The organism is Marinobacterium rhizophilum DSM 18822 (genome assembly GCF_000378045.1).
In the GTDB taxonomy this organism is placed as follows: Bacteria; Pseudomonadota; Gammaproteobacteria; order Pseudomonadales; family Balneatricaceae; genus Marinobacterium_A; species Marinobacterium_A rhizophilum.
In genome coordinates, this window is the sequence record NZ_KB899097.1 from 58635 (window position 1) to 73805 (window position 15171).

Below are 15171 nucleotides of genomic sequence, written 5' to 3' on the forward strand. Positions count from 1 at the left end.
GACACAAATGCACTACCACCAAGGCAGGGTAACGTCGGATAATAGGGCCCACACGGACATTTTCGCCCACCGCGACTTTAAGGAGCACCCTCAGCATGCACATATGGGTCGACGCCGACGCCTGCCCCAAAATCATCAAGGATATCCTGTTCCGTGCGGCGCAGCGTACCAACACGCGCACAACGCTGGTCGCCAACCAGTTCATGAGTACGCCGCCCGGTAACCTGATCGATTCCATACAGGTCGCCAGCGGGTTTGATGTTGCCGACAACACCATTGTCAGCAAGCTCCAGCCCGGCGACCTGGTCATCACGGCCGATATTCCACTGGCAGCCGAGGTCATTGACAAGAACGCCTGGGCGCTCAACCCCCGGGGCGAGCTCTATACACGGGAAAATATCCGTCAGCGCCTGTCGATGCGCGACTTTATGGATACCCTGCGCAGTTCCGGCATTCAGACCGGAGGACCGGCTGCACTCGGCAATGCCGATCGCCAGGCCTTCGCCAACCAGCTCGACCGGTTTCTGGCACGAAAGCCCAAACCGTGACAGGGAAGCGTTACGCGTACCCCGTCGCAACGCCGGCAAGCATGGCCAGTGGCACTAGCCAGATCACCCCAAGACCAAGGCCCCGCAGCAGAAAGAAGCCGACCAGGGCCAGCGCCAGGTCCTGTCCGGACAGTATCGCGCTGACGAATACCGGCTGGTAGAGTGCCGCCAGCAACAGCCCGACCACCGCCGCATTGACGCCGGCAATTGCACCGCACAGCTGCGGCTGCGATACCAGACGATGCCAGCGCCCCAGCACGCCAAGCAGTAGCAGAAACCCCGGCAGAAAAACGGCCAGGGTTGCCAGCAACGCACCGGCCAGTGGCGCTCCCGGTGCGAGCTCGTAGCCAAGGAAGGTCGCAAGGGTGAACATCGGGCCTGGGACGGCCTGCGCCGCCGCGTATCCGAGCAGGAAACGATCCGGCGCCAGTGCATCTCCGACCAGCCCCTGCAGCAACGGCAGCACCACATGACCGCCGCCGAACACTAGGCTGCCGGCGGTGTAGAAGTCGCCGACCAGACCTGGCAGGCCCGTTGCGGGAACAGCCAGGGCCAGCAACAGCAAGACCGCAAAGCCGCCCAGCGCCCAGTAATTGGCACCGCCCTGATCTGGCATCAGGCCCTCAGCACTGCGCTGGAGCAGCAAAGCGGCCCCGAGACCTGCCGCCAGCAACAGCACCAGCAGCTGTGTGATGATTCCCGGCACACAAAGTAGCGCCGCCGCGCTGAGGACAGCAATGGCGGCCGCACCACGACGCCGGCAGAAGCTTCGAAACATACCCAAAACAGCATCGGCCACGACAACAAATGCCAGCAGCTTTAGGCCGTGCAGCAGACCGTCGAACCAGGACTGCTGCACCAACCATCCCCCTCCACTGCCCAGCAGCAACATGAGCAGCAGCGCAGGTAATGTAAATCCTGCGAACGCACAGAGTGCGCCGCCAAGACCGGCGCACCGGTAACCGATCGCGAACCCCAACTGACTGGAGGCCGGGCCCGGCAGAAACTGGCACAGCGCCAGGAGATCGGCGAATGCCTTGTCATCGAGCCATTCGAGCCGTTCCACGAAACGGTTGCGAAAATAACCGATATGGGCGGCCGGACCGCCGAAGCTGATGCACCCGAGCATCAGGAACTGAAGAAAAACCTGCCACATACCAAGCGATCCATCCAACAAGAGATGGCGCCTTATACCACAGCCAACATGAACCTGTGCTGTCGCCCCGGCGCACCTTGACTGAGCGCGGATCTGAATTGGAGCGGGACATCTATACTGAAGGTATGCAAACCCAGTCAGCCTGTGCGAAATACCTGCGTCTGCTGTCGCTCCTGTTGCTGCTGTTCGGCCTGACCTGCACGTTGACGCCCTTCTCTGCCGCTCCTCCACCCGTGTCCGGCGGCATTTGGGTGCTTGACCTCAAGGGAGTACTGGGCCCCGCCAGTACCGATTATCTGAGCCGCGGCATCGACGACGCTGCTAAAGCCGGCGCGCGCGCGGTGATCATTCGCATCGATACGCCAGGCGGGCTCGACCTGTCCATGCGTGACCTGGTCCGCAACATCCTCGGCTCGCCCATACCCGTGATCGGCTACGTACACCCTGGCGGTGCCCGGGCCGCCAGCGCCGGGACCTATGTGCTCTATGCCTGTCACATTGCAGCCATGTCCCCCGCAACCAACCTTGGTGCCGCGACACCGGTGCAGATCGCGTCGCCCACGCTGCCCGCATCACAACCTGAGCGCGACGGGCAGAACGGCGCCACTGACGACAAAGACACAGCCGCCAATGCGCCGGGCACGGCGATGGAACGCAAGCTGATCAATGATGCTGTGGCCTATATCAGGGGTCTCGCCGAGCTGCGTGGCCGCAACGGCGACTGGGCCGAACAAGCGGTGCGCCAGGGCGCCAGCATCGCGTCCAGTCGGGCCATGGAGCTGGGGGTCATCGACCTGATCGCCAGCGATCTGGACGACCTCATCGCCCAGCTTGAGGGACGCACGGTCAACATTGCCGGCCAGAACAGAACGCTCAAGCTCGCCGACGCCCCCCGTGTCGAACTCCAGCCCGACTGGCGCAGCGAGTTCCTGGCAGTCATCACCAACCCCAACGTCGCCTACGTGCTGATGCTGCTTGGCATCTACGGGCTGATTTTCGAGTTCTCCAATCCGGGCGTGGGCCTGCCCGGCATCGTCGGTGCAGTCTGCATCCTGCTGGCACTCTATGCCTTTCAGGTACTGCCGGTGAGCTATGCCGGTCTCGGGCTTGTCATACTGGGCGTGGCCCTGATGGTGGCCGAGGCCTTTGCGCCAAGTTTCGGCGTGCTGGGGCTCGGCGGCCTGATCGCATTCGTCGTCGGCTCCATTATCCTGATGGACACCCAGCTGCCCGCGTACCAGATCGCGCTGCCCGTGATCCTGGCACTGGCACTGAGCAGCGCCGCCATGCTGATTTTCATGCTCGGCATGGTATGGCGTTCGCGCCACCAGGCCGTCGTCTCCGGAATCGACGCCCTGACGGGTGTGAACGCCGTGGTCGAGGAACTGCACGAAGGCCAGCCACTGGTAAGGGTTCGGGGCGAGCTCTGGCAAGCGGACTGCACTGAGCCGCTGCAACCCGGCGACCCCGTCGAGATCCTGACAGCGCGCGGGCTGCGCCTGTCGGTAAAGAAGCTGCGGAGGGAAACATGACCTTATACTTCACCACCACCGTCATTGTGCTTGTCGTCCTGTTCCTGCTGTCGATGTTTCGCGTTCTGCGCGAATACCAGCGCGGCGTCATTTTTCTGCTCGGCCGCTTCTACAGGGTGAAGGGACCCGGGCTGATCATCGTGGTGCCGCTGGTGCAGCAAATGGTCCGCGTCGACCTGCGCACCGTCGTCATGGATGTCCCCACCCAGGATGTCATCTCCCGCGACAACGTCTCGGTCAAGGTCAACGCAGTGGTTTACTTCCGCGTTGTCGACCCGGAGCGCGCCATCATCCAGGTAGAGAACTTTCTTGAAGCCACCAGCCAGTTGTCTCAAACCACCTTGCGTTCAGTGCTGGGGCAACACGAACTCGACGACATGCTGGCCGGTCGCGAAAAACTCAACGCCGACATCCAGGCCATACTCGACAAACAAACCGACGCCTGGGGCATCAAGGTATCGAATGTCGAGCTCAAGCATGTCGACCTTGATGAGAGCATGATTCGCGCCATTGCACGCCAGGCTGAGGCGGAGCGGGAAAGACGCGCCAAGGTGATTCATGCCAAGGGGGAATTCGAAGCGTCGCAACAACTGCTGGATGCTGCCAATATTCTCGCGACCCAGCCACAGGCCTTGCAGCTGCGCTATCTGCAGACCCTGACCGAGATCGCCGGCGCCCACAGCAACACCGTCGTATTTCCGCTGCCGCTGGATATATTCAGCGCCTTCAAGCGTGCAGCACCATCCAGTGCGCCACCCGATGACAGCACCAAGAAGGCTTAACTTTCACGACAGAGCTGAATCCAGCGCACCAACCCCGCGCTGCGGTATTTTTGCCGGTGAATGACAAAGTAAAACAGCCGCCTGAAGTCCCGCCCCGGTACCTTAAGCGGCACCAGGTCTCCGCGGCGAAAGGCATCCTCCAGCGTGACCCGGGACAGGCAGCCCACCCCGAGCCCTGCCTGCACCGCCCGCTTGATCGCTTCGGTATGCTGCAGCTCAAGCAGAATATGCAGCTGCGGCATCAGCCCGTACAGCGCACGATCGAACGCCTGCCGCGTGCCTGAACCGGCTTCGCGCAGTATCCAGGGTACCGCCAGCAACTGCTCATCGCTCAGTTCGCTACAGCGCGCCAGGGCATGATCAGCGGCGCAGAACACCACCAGCTCATCTTCGCGCCAGGGAATAACCTCCAGATCCGCATGCTGGACCTCACCTTCGACCAGGCCGATATCCAGCTCGTAATTACGCACCTTGTCGGCAATGATCGCCGTGTTCTCCACATCCAGAGAGACCCTGGCATCGGGGTGATCCACCATGTAGCGCGCCATGATACCGACCGCCAGATAATTGCCAATGCTCAGCGTGGCACCGACTTTCAGCGGCCCGGCTTCGGCATGCTGCTGCAGCGCCGTTTCCAGCTCCAGCGCCTGGGCCAGCAGTGCCTCGACGCGGGGCTGCAGCAGACGGCCCAGTTCATTCAGTTGCAGACGCTTGCCCACACGGTCGAACAGCTGAATGTCGAAATGGGTTTCCAGCTCGCGCAGGGCCCCACTGGCAGCGGACTGCGACATTGCCAGTTCCTCGGCTGCGCGGGTGATGTTCTGGCTGTGGGCAGCGGCCAGAAACACCTGAAGTTGACGCAGGGTGTACTTCATAATCGCTAAAACCGATAAAGGTTATTGAAAAATTCATTTTTACAGCTGGTTATAGATAGCGCTACTCTTGCTGTCATTAGGTTATAAGCATCGCCGATTAGGGTGAAGGAAAAGGCACAATGAGCAATCTCAACCGCGAAAAGGTTACCGCCGTACACCACTGGAACGAAACCCTGTTCAGTTTCACCACAACCCGTGATCCGGGTTTTCGCTTCAAGAACGGCCATTTCACCATGATCGGGCTGGAGCTCGAAGGGCGCCCGCTGATGCGCGCCTACAGTATTGCCAGTGCCAACTACGAAGACGAAATGGAATTTTTCAGCATCAAGGTACAGGACGGCCCGCTCACCTCTCACCTGCAGCGCCTGCAAGTAGGTGACGAAGTGCTGATCAGCCGCAAGCCCACAGGCACGCTGGTAGCCGATCATCTGCTGCCCGGGCGTAATCTTTACCTGCTCAGCACCGGTACCGGCCTTGCCCCTTTCATGAGCATTATCCGCGACCCGGAAATTTATGAGCTGTACGACCGCGTGATTCTGACCCATGGCGTTCGCTCCGTATCCGAGCTGGCCTATCAGCAGACCATACTGGAAGAACTGCCCAACAACGAATTTTTCGGCGAAGAAATCCGCGAAAAGCTGCTGTACTACCCGACGGTCACCCGCGAGCCATTCCGCAACCAGGGTCGCCTGACAGACCTGATGCGCAGCGGCAAGCTGTTCCGCGACCTGGGGCTGCCACAGCCTACCCTCGAGGATGACCGCTTCATGATCTGCGGCAGCCCGAGCATGCTCAAGGAAACCTGCGACATTCTGAATGACTGGGGCTTTAGCGAATCGCGCCATGGCGAACAGAGCCACTACGTCATCGAACGCGCTTTCGTTGAAAAGTAAGCTGCGAACAGGGTAACCCCTTCCCCCGCAAAAAAGGCGCCCGTGTTTTGCACGGGCGCCTTTTTTAATCGCACTCAATCACATTCAACTCAAGGTCGGCGATCAGGCCCGGGCCTGACAGAGCTGTTCCAGCAGGGCCTGCACCGGATGGGGTATTTCCTGCTCATCAAAACGCTTGACCTGGCTGCGACACGAATAGCCCGTGGCGACCAGACGCTCATGGTTCTGTGCATCATTCACCGGCTCCCGCCAGCTCAGATCATAGATACGCCGCGAGGTTTCCAGGTTGGCACTCTCGTGACCATAGGTGCCGGACATGCCGCAGCAGCCCACCGACAATAGTTCCAGACGCTGGCCCAGCGCCGAAAATATCTGCTGCCAGCTGCGTATGGACGGCGCCGCCGAGGTCTTTTCGGTACAGTGCGCCAGCAGCTTGAAATGGGCCGCCGGCATGCCTTTGCGGGCAGCGTCCAGCACCTCTTGCTGCTCAACCAGCCACTCCTGTATCAGGCGCACCGGCGGCAGTTCGTCTGACTTCAGCGCATAGGCGTACTCCTGCCGGTACGTCAGGGTCATGGACGGATCTATACCCACCAGCGGCAGGCCGCTGCCGGCCAGGGCATTGAGCATGCTGGCATTTTGTCGCGCTGCCTTCTCAAATGCCCCCATAAAGCCATGCACATGCAGCGGCTTGCCGTTTGGCCGAAACGGCGCCACCAGCACATAGAAGCCCAGCCGGCTAAGAAGGTCCACAAGATCCAGTACCAGTCCGGTTTCGAAGTAACTGGTGAAGGCATCCTGCACGATGACCACCGCCTTGCTGCGCTGGGCGTCGGACAGACCCTGAACCAGTTCAGGCGTCGCCAGCTCAATACCTCGCCGGCGCAGGCCCGACTGCAGATCACTGGTTGAGATGGCCGGGCTGTCCACCATGCCGACCTGACGGCTGAAGAAGCGCTTCATCAGCACGTTTTGCATGGCCCAGTTGTAGGGCCCCGGAAAGCGGGCCAGGGTCGGAATCATGTATTCGAGGCTACCGACCACATAGTCCTTCACCGGGCGCAGATAGCGGCCGTAATAAACTTCCAGAAAGCGGGCGCGGAAATCCGGCACATTGACCTTGATGGGGCACTGACCCACGCAGGACTTGCAGGCCAGGCAGCCCATCATGGATGCATGCACCTCGTTGGAAAAGTCATACTCGCCGCGACGCTTGCGCAGGCTGTTGCGAATGCGCTGCGGCAACCCTCTAACAAACGAGGAATTGCGCACCTGCGCGCCGGCCTCGTTCAGATCCACCCCCTGATTCGACATCAGGCGCAACCATTCACGCACCAGCGACGCGCGTCCCTTGGGTGAATGAATCCGCTCGCGGGTGCCTTTCCAGGACGGGCACATGGCGTCATTGGGATCATAGTTGAAGCAGGCGCCATTGCCGTTACAGTTCATGGCCGAATCATAGCTTTTGCGCACCGCTTCGCCGATCTGCCGGTCATGCTGTCCCCGGGTGGGTACTTCGTCGATTTTCAGCAGCTGCGCGCCCTCGATCATCGGTGTCGCGATCTTGCCGGGGTTGAGCTGGTTATGCGGGTCAAATGCGCCCTTGATGCGCTGCAATTCAGGGTACAGCTCACCGAAGAATTCAGGCGCGTATTCGGAACGCACGCCCTTGCCGTGCTCACCCCAGAGCAAGCCCTTGTATTTCTGCGTCAGCCGTACCACCTCATCGGTGACCTCGCGAATCATGCCCTCCTGCGCCGGATCCTTCATGTCGATGGCCGGGCGCACATGCAGCACGCCGGCATCCACATGACCAAACATGCCATAGGTCAGGCCACGCTGGTCCAGCACGGCACGGAACTCCATGATGAAGTCCGCCAGATTTTCCGGCGGTACGGCCGTATCCTCAACGAAGGGAATCGGGCGCCGGTCCCCCTCCGCATTTCCCAGCAGACCCACAGCCTTCTTGCGCATACCCCAGATCTTGCCGATCTCGGCGGCACCAAAGACCACCGTATGACCGAAACTCCTGCCTGGCTGACCGCTCACCTCCTCCAGATGCGCCACCAACTTGGCCACGTCATCACGCAGCTGCGCTTCATCGTCCCCGGTATATTCCACCAGGTTGATGCCCTGAATGCTGGGCTCACCTGCGTTGTGCGGGAAATAGTCACGCACCGAGTCCCAGACAATATCGCCCATGGCCAGGTTCAGCACTCGGGAATCCACGGTTTCGAGCGACGTCGGGCCCCAGGCCGTCAGCGCCTTGGCATCGCGCAACGAGCTTTCAAAGCTGTCGTACTTGATATTGACCAGGGCGGAATATTTGGGAATCGGCAGGACATTCAGCTTGGCCTCGGCAATAAAGGCCAGCGAGCCTTCTGATCCGCACAACACCGAATTGAGGTCGAAACGCCCCTGCTCATCGCGAATATGCGCCAGATCATAGCCGGTCAGGCAACGATTCAGCTTTGGAAAGCGAGCCTCAATCAGCTCCTTTTTCTCGGCGTAGATGCCGTCCACCAGACGGTGCACCTCACCCACCAGGTCGTCCCGCGCCTGGATCTTCTGCAGCTTGGCCTCCGTCAGCGGCTTTGACTCCCAGAAGCTGCCATCCAGCAGCACCGAGCGCAGCTCAAGCACATGGTCGCGCGTCTTGCCGTACAGGCAGGATCCCTGACCGCTGGCATCTGTATTGATCATGCCACCCAGGGTGGCGCGATTGCTGGTGGACAGCTCAGGGGCAAAAAACAGGCCATGGGGCTTGAGCGCAGCATTGAGCTGATCCTTGACCACCCCGCCCTGCACCCGCACCCAGCGTTCCTTGACATTGATTTCAATGATCCGGTTCATGTGCCGGGAGATATCGACAATCAGGCCATCGCTGAGCGACTGACCATTGGTCCCGGTACCACCACCGCGCGCACTCATGCGTATGCTGCTGAAGCGAGGCTGATTCGAGAGCCGCGCGATCAGCATCAGATCCTCGACACCGGCCGGATAGACCACCGCCTGCGGCAGCAGCTGGTAGATGCTGTTGTCGGTGGACTGCACCACCCGGTTGGCATAATCCGGGTTGGTATCGCCGCCAAACCCCTGTTGTTGTAACTGCTCGATAAACTCCAGGTAAAGGGTCGCCGTGGTGTCAGTGTGCCTGATGTGCGGGATCATGGGCTCGCGGGTCCTCGTTATCGCATCGCTTGCGCAGGGATGCGCGGGATTGTCTGTATGTGAACTATGATGCAGAATTCACATTTATCATTCAAACGCTAAAATTTTATAGATTAATAAGTAATGGCGAATAATATTTCAATCCGGCACCTGCGGGCCTTTGTCGCTGTCGCTCACCAGGGCAGCTTTACCGAAGCCGCCAAGCACCTGCACCTGACTCAGTCATCGCTGACCGCCACCATCAAACAGCTGGAACAGCAAAGCGGCCTGACATTGCTGGATCGAACCACGCGGCGGGTATTGCTCAACCCAGAAGGGGAACGCTTTTTGCCGGTGGCCGAGCGACTTTTATCGGACTTTGACACGGCACTGTCCGATCTGCAGGCCGTCGCGGAATACCAGCACGGCCAGGTCGGCATAGCCGCATCGCCATCCACCATCGCCTGCCTGATGCCAACGGTGGTAAAAGCCTACCGCCAACACCACGCCAACATCGGCATTCTGTTGCGCGATGACAGCGCCGCCGGCATTGAGCAACATGTACTGGCCAATGACGTGGATTTCGGCGTTGGGGGCAACCACTCCGATCAGCCCGACCTGAGCTATACCCCCATTTTGCGTGACCGCTTTGGGGTGGTGTTCAGCGAGGGACATCGCTTTAACCAGGCCGGCGCAAAATCGCTCACGTCCCTGCCCTGGAAGGCACTGGCAAGCGAAGAACTGCTGCTGCTCTCCACCGATACCGGCATTCGCGCCCAACTGGCCCAGACTCCCGCCGGGGATACACTAAGGGAGGGCCTGGACCGGCCGGCCATCGAAGTATCCAACCCTGCAGGCCTGGCCGCACTGGTAGAAGCAGGCATAGGGCTGTCCGTATTACCCGCACTTGCAGCCGGTACACGCTCGTTCGCACAGCTGGGCTTCAGGCCGCTATCAGAGCCCGCGCTGTACCGCGATCTCTATATCATCCGTCGGCGTGGCCGCTCCCTCAGCCCCGCGGCCCATGCCATGTTGCAACTGCTGCGACAGACCTTCGCCGCCATGCCAATGCCGGCCCATGTCGAGTGCGTTATCTAAACCGCAACACAAGATAACGGTATAAAAAACCTGGCAAAAAGAGCGGCCCGAAGGCCGCCGAATCATTGTTGAATCATTTTAAACAGGGGGGAATAAAACACTGCCTTGATGCAGCCATTCATTCAACCGCGTCTTTGTTGCAGTTACGCCATGGTCTGTCGTGTTTCCGGCAGATGATTGGCCAGGAAAAACCAGGTATCCAGCACTGAATCCGGGTTCAGCGACACGCTGCTGATACCCTGCTCCATCAGCCACTGCGCCAGATCCGGGTGATCGGACGGCCCCTGACCACAGATGCCGATATATTTGCCCTGACGGCGGCACGCCTCGATGGCCATGGACAGCAAGCGCTTGACCGCCTCATTGCGCTCGTCGAACAGGTGCGCAATAACACCGGAGTCACGGTCCAGCCCAAGGGTCAGCTGGGTCAGGTCATTGGAGCCGATGGAGAAACCATCAAAGAACTCCAGAAACTGGTCGGCCAGCAGCGCGTTGGAAGGAATCTCGCACATCATGATCAGGCGCAGACCATTTTCGCCCCGTCGCAGCCCGTTTTCGGCCAACAGCTCCACTACACGGCGCGCTTCACCCGGCGTGCGTACGAACGGAATCATGATTTCGATATTGGTCAGTCGCATGGTGTCGCGTACATATTTCAGCGCGCGGCATTCGAGCTCGAAACAGTCACGGAACGACTCTGCGATATAGCGTGCGGCACCGCGAAAACCCAGCATGGGATTTTCTTCGTCCGGCTCAAACTCGGCACCGCCTATCAGGTGACCATATTCATTGGACTTGAAATCCGACATGCGCACGATGACTTTCTTCGGATAGAACGCCGCCCCCAGGGTGGAGATGCCTTCCACCAGCTTGTCGACGTAAAACTGCACCGGGCTCGCATAACCGGCGCAACGACGCCTGATGGTCTGCTGCAGGTCCGGCTTCTGGCTGTCGAAATTCAATAGTGCCTTGGGGTGCACGCCGATCATGCGGTTGATGATGAATTCCAGCCGGGCAAGCCCCACACCGGCATTGGGCAGCGCCTGAAAATCAAAGGCGCGGTCGGGGTTACCCACGTTCATCATCACATCGAAGGGCAACGGCGGCATCGACGCCACACTGCTGGTCTGATGCTCAAAGTTCAGCTGTCCCTCATAAATCAGCCCGGTATCACCTTCGGCGCAGGACACCGTTACCTGCTGCCCTTCGCTCAGCAGCTCGGTGGCATCACCACACCCCACGATGGCGGGAATACCGAGTTCGCGCGCAATGATGGCCGCGTGGCAGGTACGGCCGCCGCGGTTGGTAACAATGGCCGCTGCGCGCTTCATGACCGGCTCCCAGTCCGGGTCCGTCATGTCTGTAACCAGTACATCACCCGGCTGTACCAGGTGCATCTGGCTCAGGTCGTTCACCAGACGCACGGGACCGGCTCCAATGCGATGACCGATGGAGCGCCCCTGGACCAGCACCTTGCCTGTTTCCTTGAGCATGTAACGCTCAATCACGTTGCTCTGGGCACGGCTTTTGACCGTCTCCGGGCGCGCCTGCACGATATACAGCTGGCCGTCGTCTCCGTCCTTGGCCCATTCGATATCCATCGGCCGGCCATAATGGTTTTCGATAGTCACCGCAATGCGCGCCAGCCCTTCGACGTCGGCATCTGTAATGGAGAACTGATTGCGCGCCTCCACGGGTACCTCGACGGTTTCCACCGCCCGGCCGGCGCGCCCTTCGGCGGTATAGATCATCTTGATCGCCTTGGAGCCCAGGTTGCGGCGCAAAATGGACGGCACATTCTGGCTCAAGGTCGGCTTGAATACATAGAACTCATCGGGATTCACGGCCCCCTGCACCACGGTCTCGCCCAGACCGTAGGCCGACGTAATAAACACTGCGTGCTGGAAGCCGGATTCGGTATCCAGGGTGAACATGACGCCGGCGGCACCGGTTTCACTGCGCACCATGCGCTGAATACCCGCGGAGAGCGCAACATCAATGTGTTCGTAGCCCTGGTGTACCCGGTAGGAAATGGCCCGGTCGTTATACAGTGAAGCGAAGACTTCACGAATCGCGTGCTTGACGTTATCCAGGCCGCGGATGTTCAAAAAGGTTTCCTGCTGCCCGGCAAAAGAGGCATCCGGCAGGTCTTCGGCCGTGGCGGAAGAACGCACGGCCACCGCCATCTGCTCATTGTCTTTCGTCATTTCGGCAAAGGCGGTTTCAATGGCCCGCTCAAGCTCCGGCTGCAGCGGCGCATCCAGAATCCACTGGCGAATCTTTCGGCCGGTACTCGCCAGCGCCTGAACATCGTCGGCATCCAGCATTTTGAGCGTCTCGTCAATACGCTGCGAAAGGCCATCGAACGCCAGAAAATCGCGATATGCCTTCGCCGTGGTCGCAAAGCCCGTTGGTACCCTGACACCCGCCGAACTCAGCTGGCTGATCATTTCACCTAACGATGCATTTTTTCCGCCCACTGTATCGACATCTGCCATACCAACCTGGTCAAGGCGCTGTACATAATGCTGCAAAATGCGTTCTCCTGTTGCCCGTTGTGAGTACCGCCAAACCGCCCATTTACACGGAATCAGCCGGGATAATACTGCACTTTTATTAGAAAATCGCCGCTACCGAAGGGCTAATTTAACCTCATTAGAATCTGTTATAGTGCCAAAATTAAGCGGTTTTCATGCCGCTTCAACTTCATTTATCGACCCTTGACGCCCGGATGCACGCCATGAAACGTACTGCTTTCTTTATCTCGGACGGCACCGGCATTACCGCCGAAACGCTGGGAAACAGCCTGCTGTCGCAGTTCGATGGGATCCAGTTCAACAAGGTCACACTGCCTTATATCGATACTCTCGAGAAGGCGCACGCCGTGGCGCTGCAGATCAATGCCGCCGTTGAAGCCGACCAGGTGCGCCCGATAATTCTGGATACCATCGTCAACGACGAGATCCGCAACTATATCGCCCAGTGCAACGGCATGATGATTGATGTATTCGCCACCTTTCTCAAGCCACTGGAAAAAGAACTCGGGGTCCATTCAAACTACACGGTCGGCAAAACCCACGCCATCCAGCAAATGCACCTCTACAAGAACCGTATAGAATCGGTCAACTTTGCCATCGACAATGACGACGGCGCCCGCACCCAGCAGTATGACCGGGCCGACATCATTCTGGTGGGCGTGTCCCGCTCGGGCAAGACACCCAGCTGCCTCTATATGGCGCTGCAATACGGTATCCGCGCCGCCAACTACCCCTTCACGGAAGAAGACCTGTCGCTCAAGAGCCTGCCCGCCTGCCTGGAGGCGCACCGGAGCAAACTTTACGGACTCACCATCGACCCGTTCCAGCTTGCCGCCATTCGCCATGAGCGGCGACCCAACAGCCGCTATGCCTCACTCGATCAATGCACGCTGGAGGTACGCACCATCGAGCGGCTGTTCCGCCAGGAACGCCTGCCCTGCATCAATACCACCACCTTTTCGGTGGAGGAAATTGCCACGCGCATCATTTCCGAGGCCAAGCTGGTCCGACAGCCGTAACCGGCCTTTCAGTTCCTATTCCTGCAAACAGGCTCGATCTGCGGCCAAGAATCAGATCACCAGCAGGTCCATGAACGCATTGACCGGCATCGCGCCCAGCGCCGCCGGGTCCTTGCACAGTGCAAAAATCCGCTCACAGCGGGCCGCGGGAAAGCGTGTCGCCAGGTTTGCCCTGAACTTGTCTTCAAGCAACGGAATACCTTCGTTGCGCCGACGACGGTGGCCCAGCGGGTATTCCACGATGACTTCGGCCGTGTGACTGCCATCGACAAAGAACACCTGCACGGCATTGGCAATGGAGCGCTTGTCGGCGTGGAGATACTCGGCACTGAAACGCGGCTCCTCAATGACCTCCATCTTGTCACGCAACACGTCGATGACAGGGTTGGCGGCATGAAAGGAATCCTCATAATGCTCGGCCAGCAGATTGCCAAAGATCAGCGGCACGGCGGTCATATACTGCAGGCAGTGATCGCGATCGGCCGCGTTGGCCAGGGCACCCACCTTGGAGATGATGCGGATAGCAGATTCATGGGTACGAATAACGATCCTGTCGACCTGATCGAGCCTGCCCCTGACCTGCGGATGCAGTTGCACCGCGGCCTCGACGGCAGTCTGGGCATGGAACTCAGCCGGGAAGGCAACCTTGAACAGCACGTTCTCCATTACGTAGGTGCCATAGGGGCGTGAAATACTGAACCGGCGCAGGTCCTGGGGCTTAATCCGCTGATCGGCGTTGGTCTTGCTGAACAACACGTCATAGAAGCCCCACTGCCTGGCCGTCAGCGCGCCGGGAATCCCCATCTCGCCGCGCATCGACATGTCGGCCAGGCGCACGGCACGGGCGCTCGCATCACCCGCCGCCCAGGACTTGCGTGAGCCTGCATTGGGGGCATGACGATAGGTGCGCAGCGCAGCACCATCGACCCAGGCCTGGGACAGGGCCGCCATAATGGTCTCGTGGTCCCCGCCCATCAGTTTGGTGACGACGGCGGTAGAGGCGACACGCACCAACAGCACATGATCGAGACCCACACGATTGAAGGCGTTTTCCAGCGCGATCACCCCTTGAATCTCGTGGGCCCTGATCATGGCATCCAGGACATCGCGCATGCCAAGCGGCGCCTTGCCCTGCGACATGCGCTGCTGCGACAGGTAGTCGGACACGGCCAGAATGCCACCCAGGTTATCGGATGGATGGCCCCACTCGGCGGCAAGCCAGGTGTCGTTATAATCGAGCCAGCGGACAAGACAACCGATGTCCCACGCGGCCTTGACCGGATCCAGCCTAAACTGCGTGCCGGGCACACGCGCGCCATTGGGCACCAGGGTCCCTTCCACGATGGGCCCCAGGTGCTTGGTGCACTCGGGGAAGCGCAGGGCCAGCAGAGCGCAGCCCAGGGTATCCATCAGGCAGTTGCGCGCCGTATCCAGCGCCACCGCACTGTCGATTCGGTAGTCCAGTACGTAGTCCGCTATATCCTGGATAACCTGGTCATAATCCGGGCGCTCGTTCAGATCGAAAGCATCCGCCATCATCCTGCTCCTCCCCTGACGAAAAAGGCAAAAAGCGGCAAAACG

At 59.8% G+C, this 15171-nt stretch carries 11 protein-coding genes; 6 read left to right on the forward strand and 5 right to left on the reverse strand.

Annotation, left to right across the window (positions count from 1 at the left end; genetic code table 11):
* Nucleotides 1-95: 95 nt before the first annotated feature.
* Nucleotides 96-548, forward strand: a complete 453-nt coding sequence (locus F451_RS0111575) for a YaiI/YqxD family protein (RefSeq protein ID WP_020681532.1) — start codon at nt 96-98, stop codon at nt 546-548.
* Nucleotides 549-558: 10 nt separating this feature from the next.
* Here F451_RS0111575 and chrA read toward each other — a convergent pair whose 3' ends face one another.
* Complete coding sequence (gene chrA / locus F451_RS0111580; RefSeq protein ID WP_020681533.1) at nt 559-1704, reverse strand: chromate efflux transporter; 1146 nt, start codon at nt 1702-1704, stop codon at nt 559-561.
* A gap of 125 nt (nt 1705-1829) precedes the next feature.
* On the opposite strand from chrA, the gene F451_RS0111585 reads away from it, so the two are divergent.
* Both F451_RS0111585 and F451_RS0111590 read left to right on the forward strand, forming a co-directional pair.
* Nucleotides 1830-3236 (forward strand): NfeD family protein, encoded by a 1407-nt coding sequence (locus tag F451_RS0111585; protein ID WP_083928419.1) that lies wholly within the window; start codon nt 1830-1832, stop codon nt 3234-3236.
* Nucleotides 3233-4018, forward strand: a complete 786-nt coding sequence (locus F451_RS0111590) for a slipin family protein (protein WP_020681535.1) — start codon at nt 3233-3235, stop codon at nt 4016-4018. The genes F451_RS0111585 and F451_RS0111590 overlap by 4 nt, the downstream gene beginning before the upstream one ends.
* On the opposite strand, the gene F451_RS25435 is transcribed toward F451_RS0111590, so the two are convergent.
* Nucleotides 4015-4893 carry a LysR family transcriptional regulator gene (locus F451_RS25435; protein WP_020681536.1) on the reverse strand — a complete coding sequence of 293 codons (879 nt, stop codon included), beginning with the start codon at nt 4891-4893 and terminating at the stop codon, nt 4015-4017. The two genes, F451_RS0111590 and F451_RS25435, sit on opposite strands and share 4 nt — an antisense overlap.
* Nucleotides 4894-5012: 119 nt before the next feature.
* On the opposite strand from F451_RS25435, the gene F451_RS0111605 reads away from it, so the two are divergent.
* Entirely contained in the window at nt 5013-5786 is a 774-nt protein-coding gene (locus F451_RS0111605) for a ferredoxin--NADP reductase (RefSeq protein WP_020681537.1), read from the forward strand.
* Between the two features lie 102 nt (nt 5787-5888).
* On the opposite strand, the gene ydiJ is transcribed toward F451_RS0111605, so the two are convergent.
* Nucleotides 5889-8957 (reverse strand): D-2-hydroxyglutarate dehydrogenase YdiJ, encoded by a 3069-nt coding sequence (ydiJ, locus tag F451_RS0111610; protein ID WP_020681538.1) that lies wholly within the window; start codon nt 8955-8957, stop codon nt 5889-5891.
* Between the two features lie 123 nt (nt 8958-9080).
* On the opposite strand from ydiJ, the gene F451_RS0111615 reads away from it, so the two are divergent.
* Nucleotides 9081-10034, forward strand: a complete 954-nt coding sequence (locus F451_RS0111615) for a LysR family transcriptional regulator (RefSeq protein ID WP_020681539.1) — start codon at nt 9081-9083, stop codon at nt 10032-10034.
* A 143-nt stretch (nt 10035-10177) separates the two neighbouring features.
* Here the strand turns inward: F451_RS0111615 and ppsA are convergent, their stop codons facing one another.
* On the reverse strand, nt 10178-12568 hold the full coding sequence (gene ppsA / locus F451_RS0111620) for a phosphoenolpyruvate synthase (RefSeq protein WP_020681540.1): 2391 nt from the start codon (nt 12566-12568) through the stop codon (nt 10178-10180).
* Between the two features lie 206 nt (nt 12569-12774).
* Here ppsA and ppsR point away from each other — a divergent pair, with 206 nt between their 5' ends.
* On the forward strand, nt 12775-13590 hold the full coding sequence (gene ppsR / locus F451_RS0111625) for a posphoenolpyruvate synthetase regulatory kinase/phosphorylase PpsR (RefSeq protein WP_020681541.1): 816 nt from the start codon (nt 12775-12777) through the stop codon (nt 13588-13590).
* Nucleotides 13591-13641: 51 nt separating this feature from the next.
* On the opposite strand, the gene prpD is transcribed toward ppsR, so the two are convergent.
* Nucleotides 13642-15126 (reverse strand): 2-methylcitrate dehydratase, encoded by a 1485-nt coding sequence (gene prpD / locus F451_RS0111630; protein ID WP_026291712.1) that lies wholly within the window; start codon nt 15124-15126, stop codon nt 13642-13644.
* Between the last annotated feature and the right edge of the window lie 45 nt (nt 15127-15171).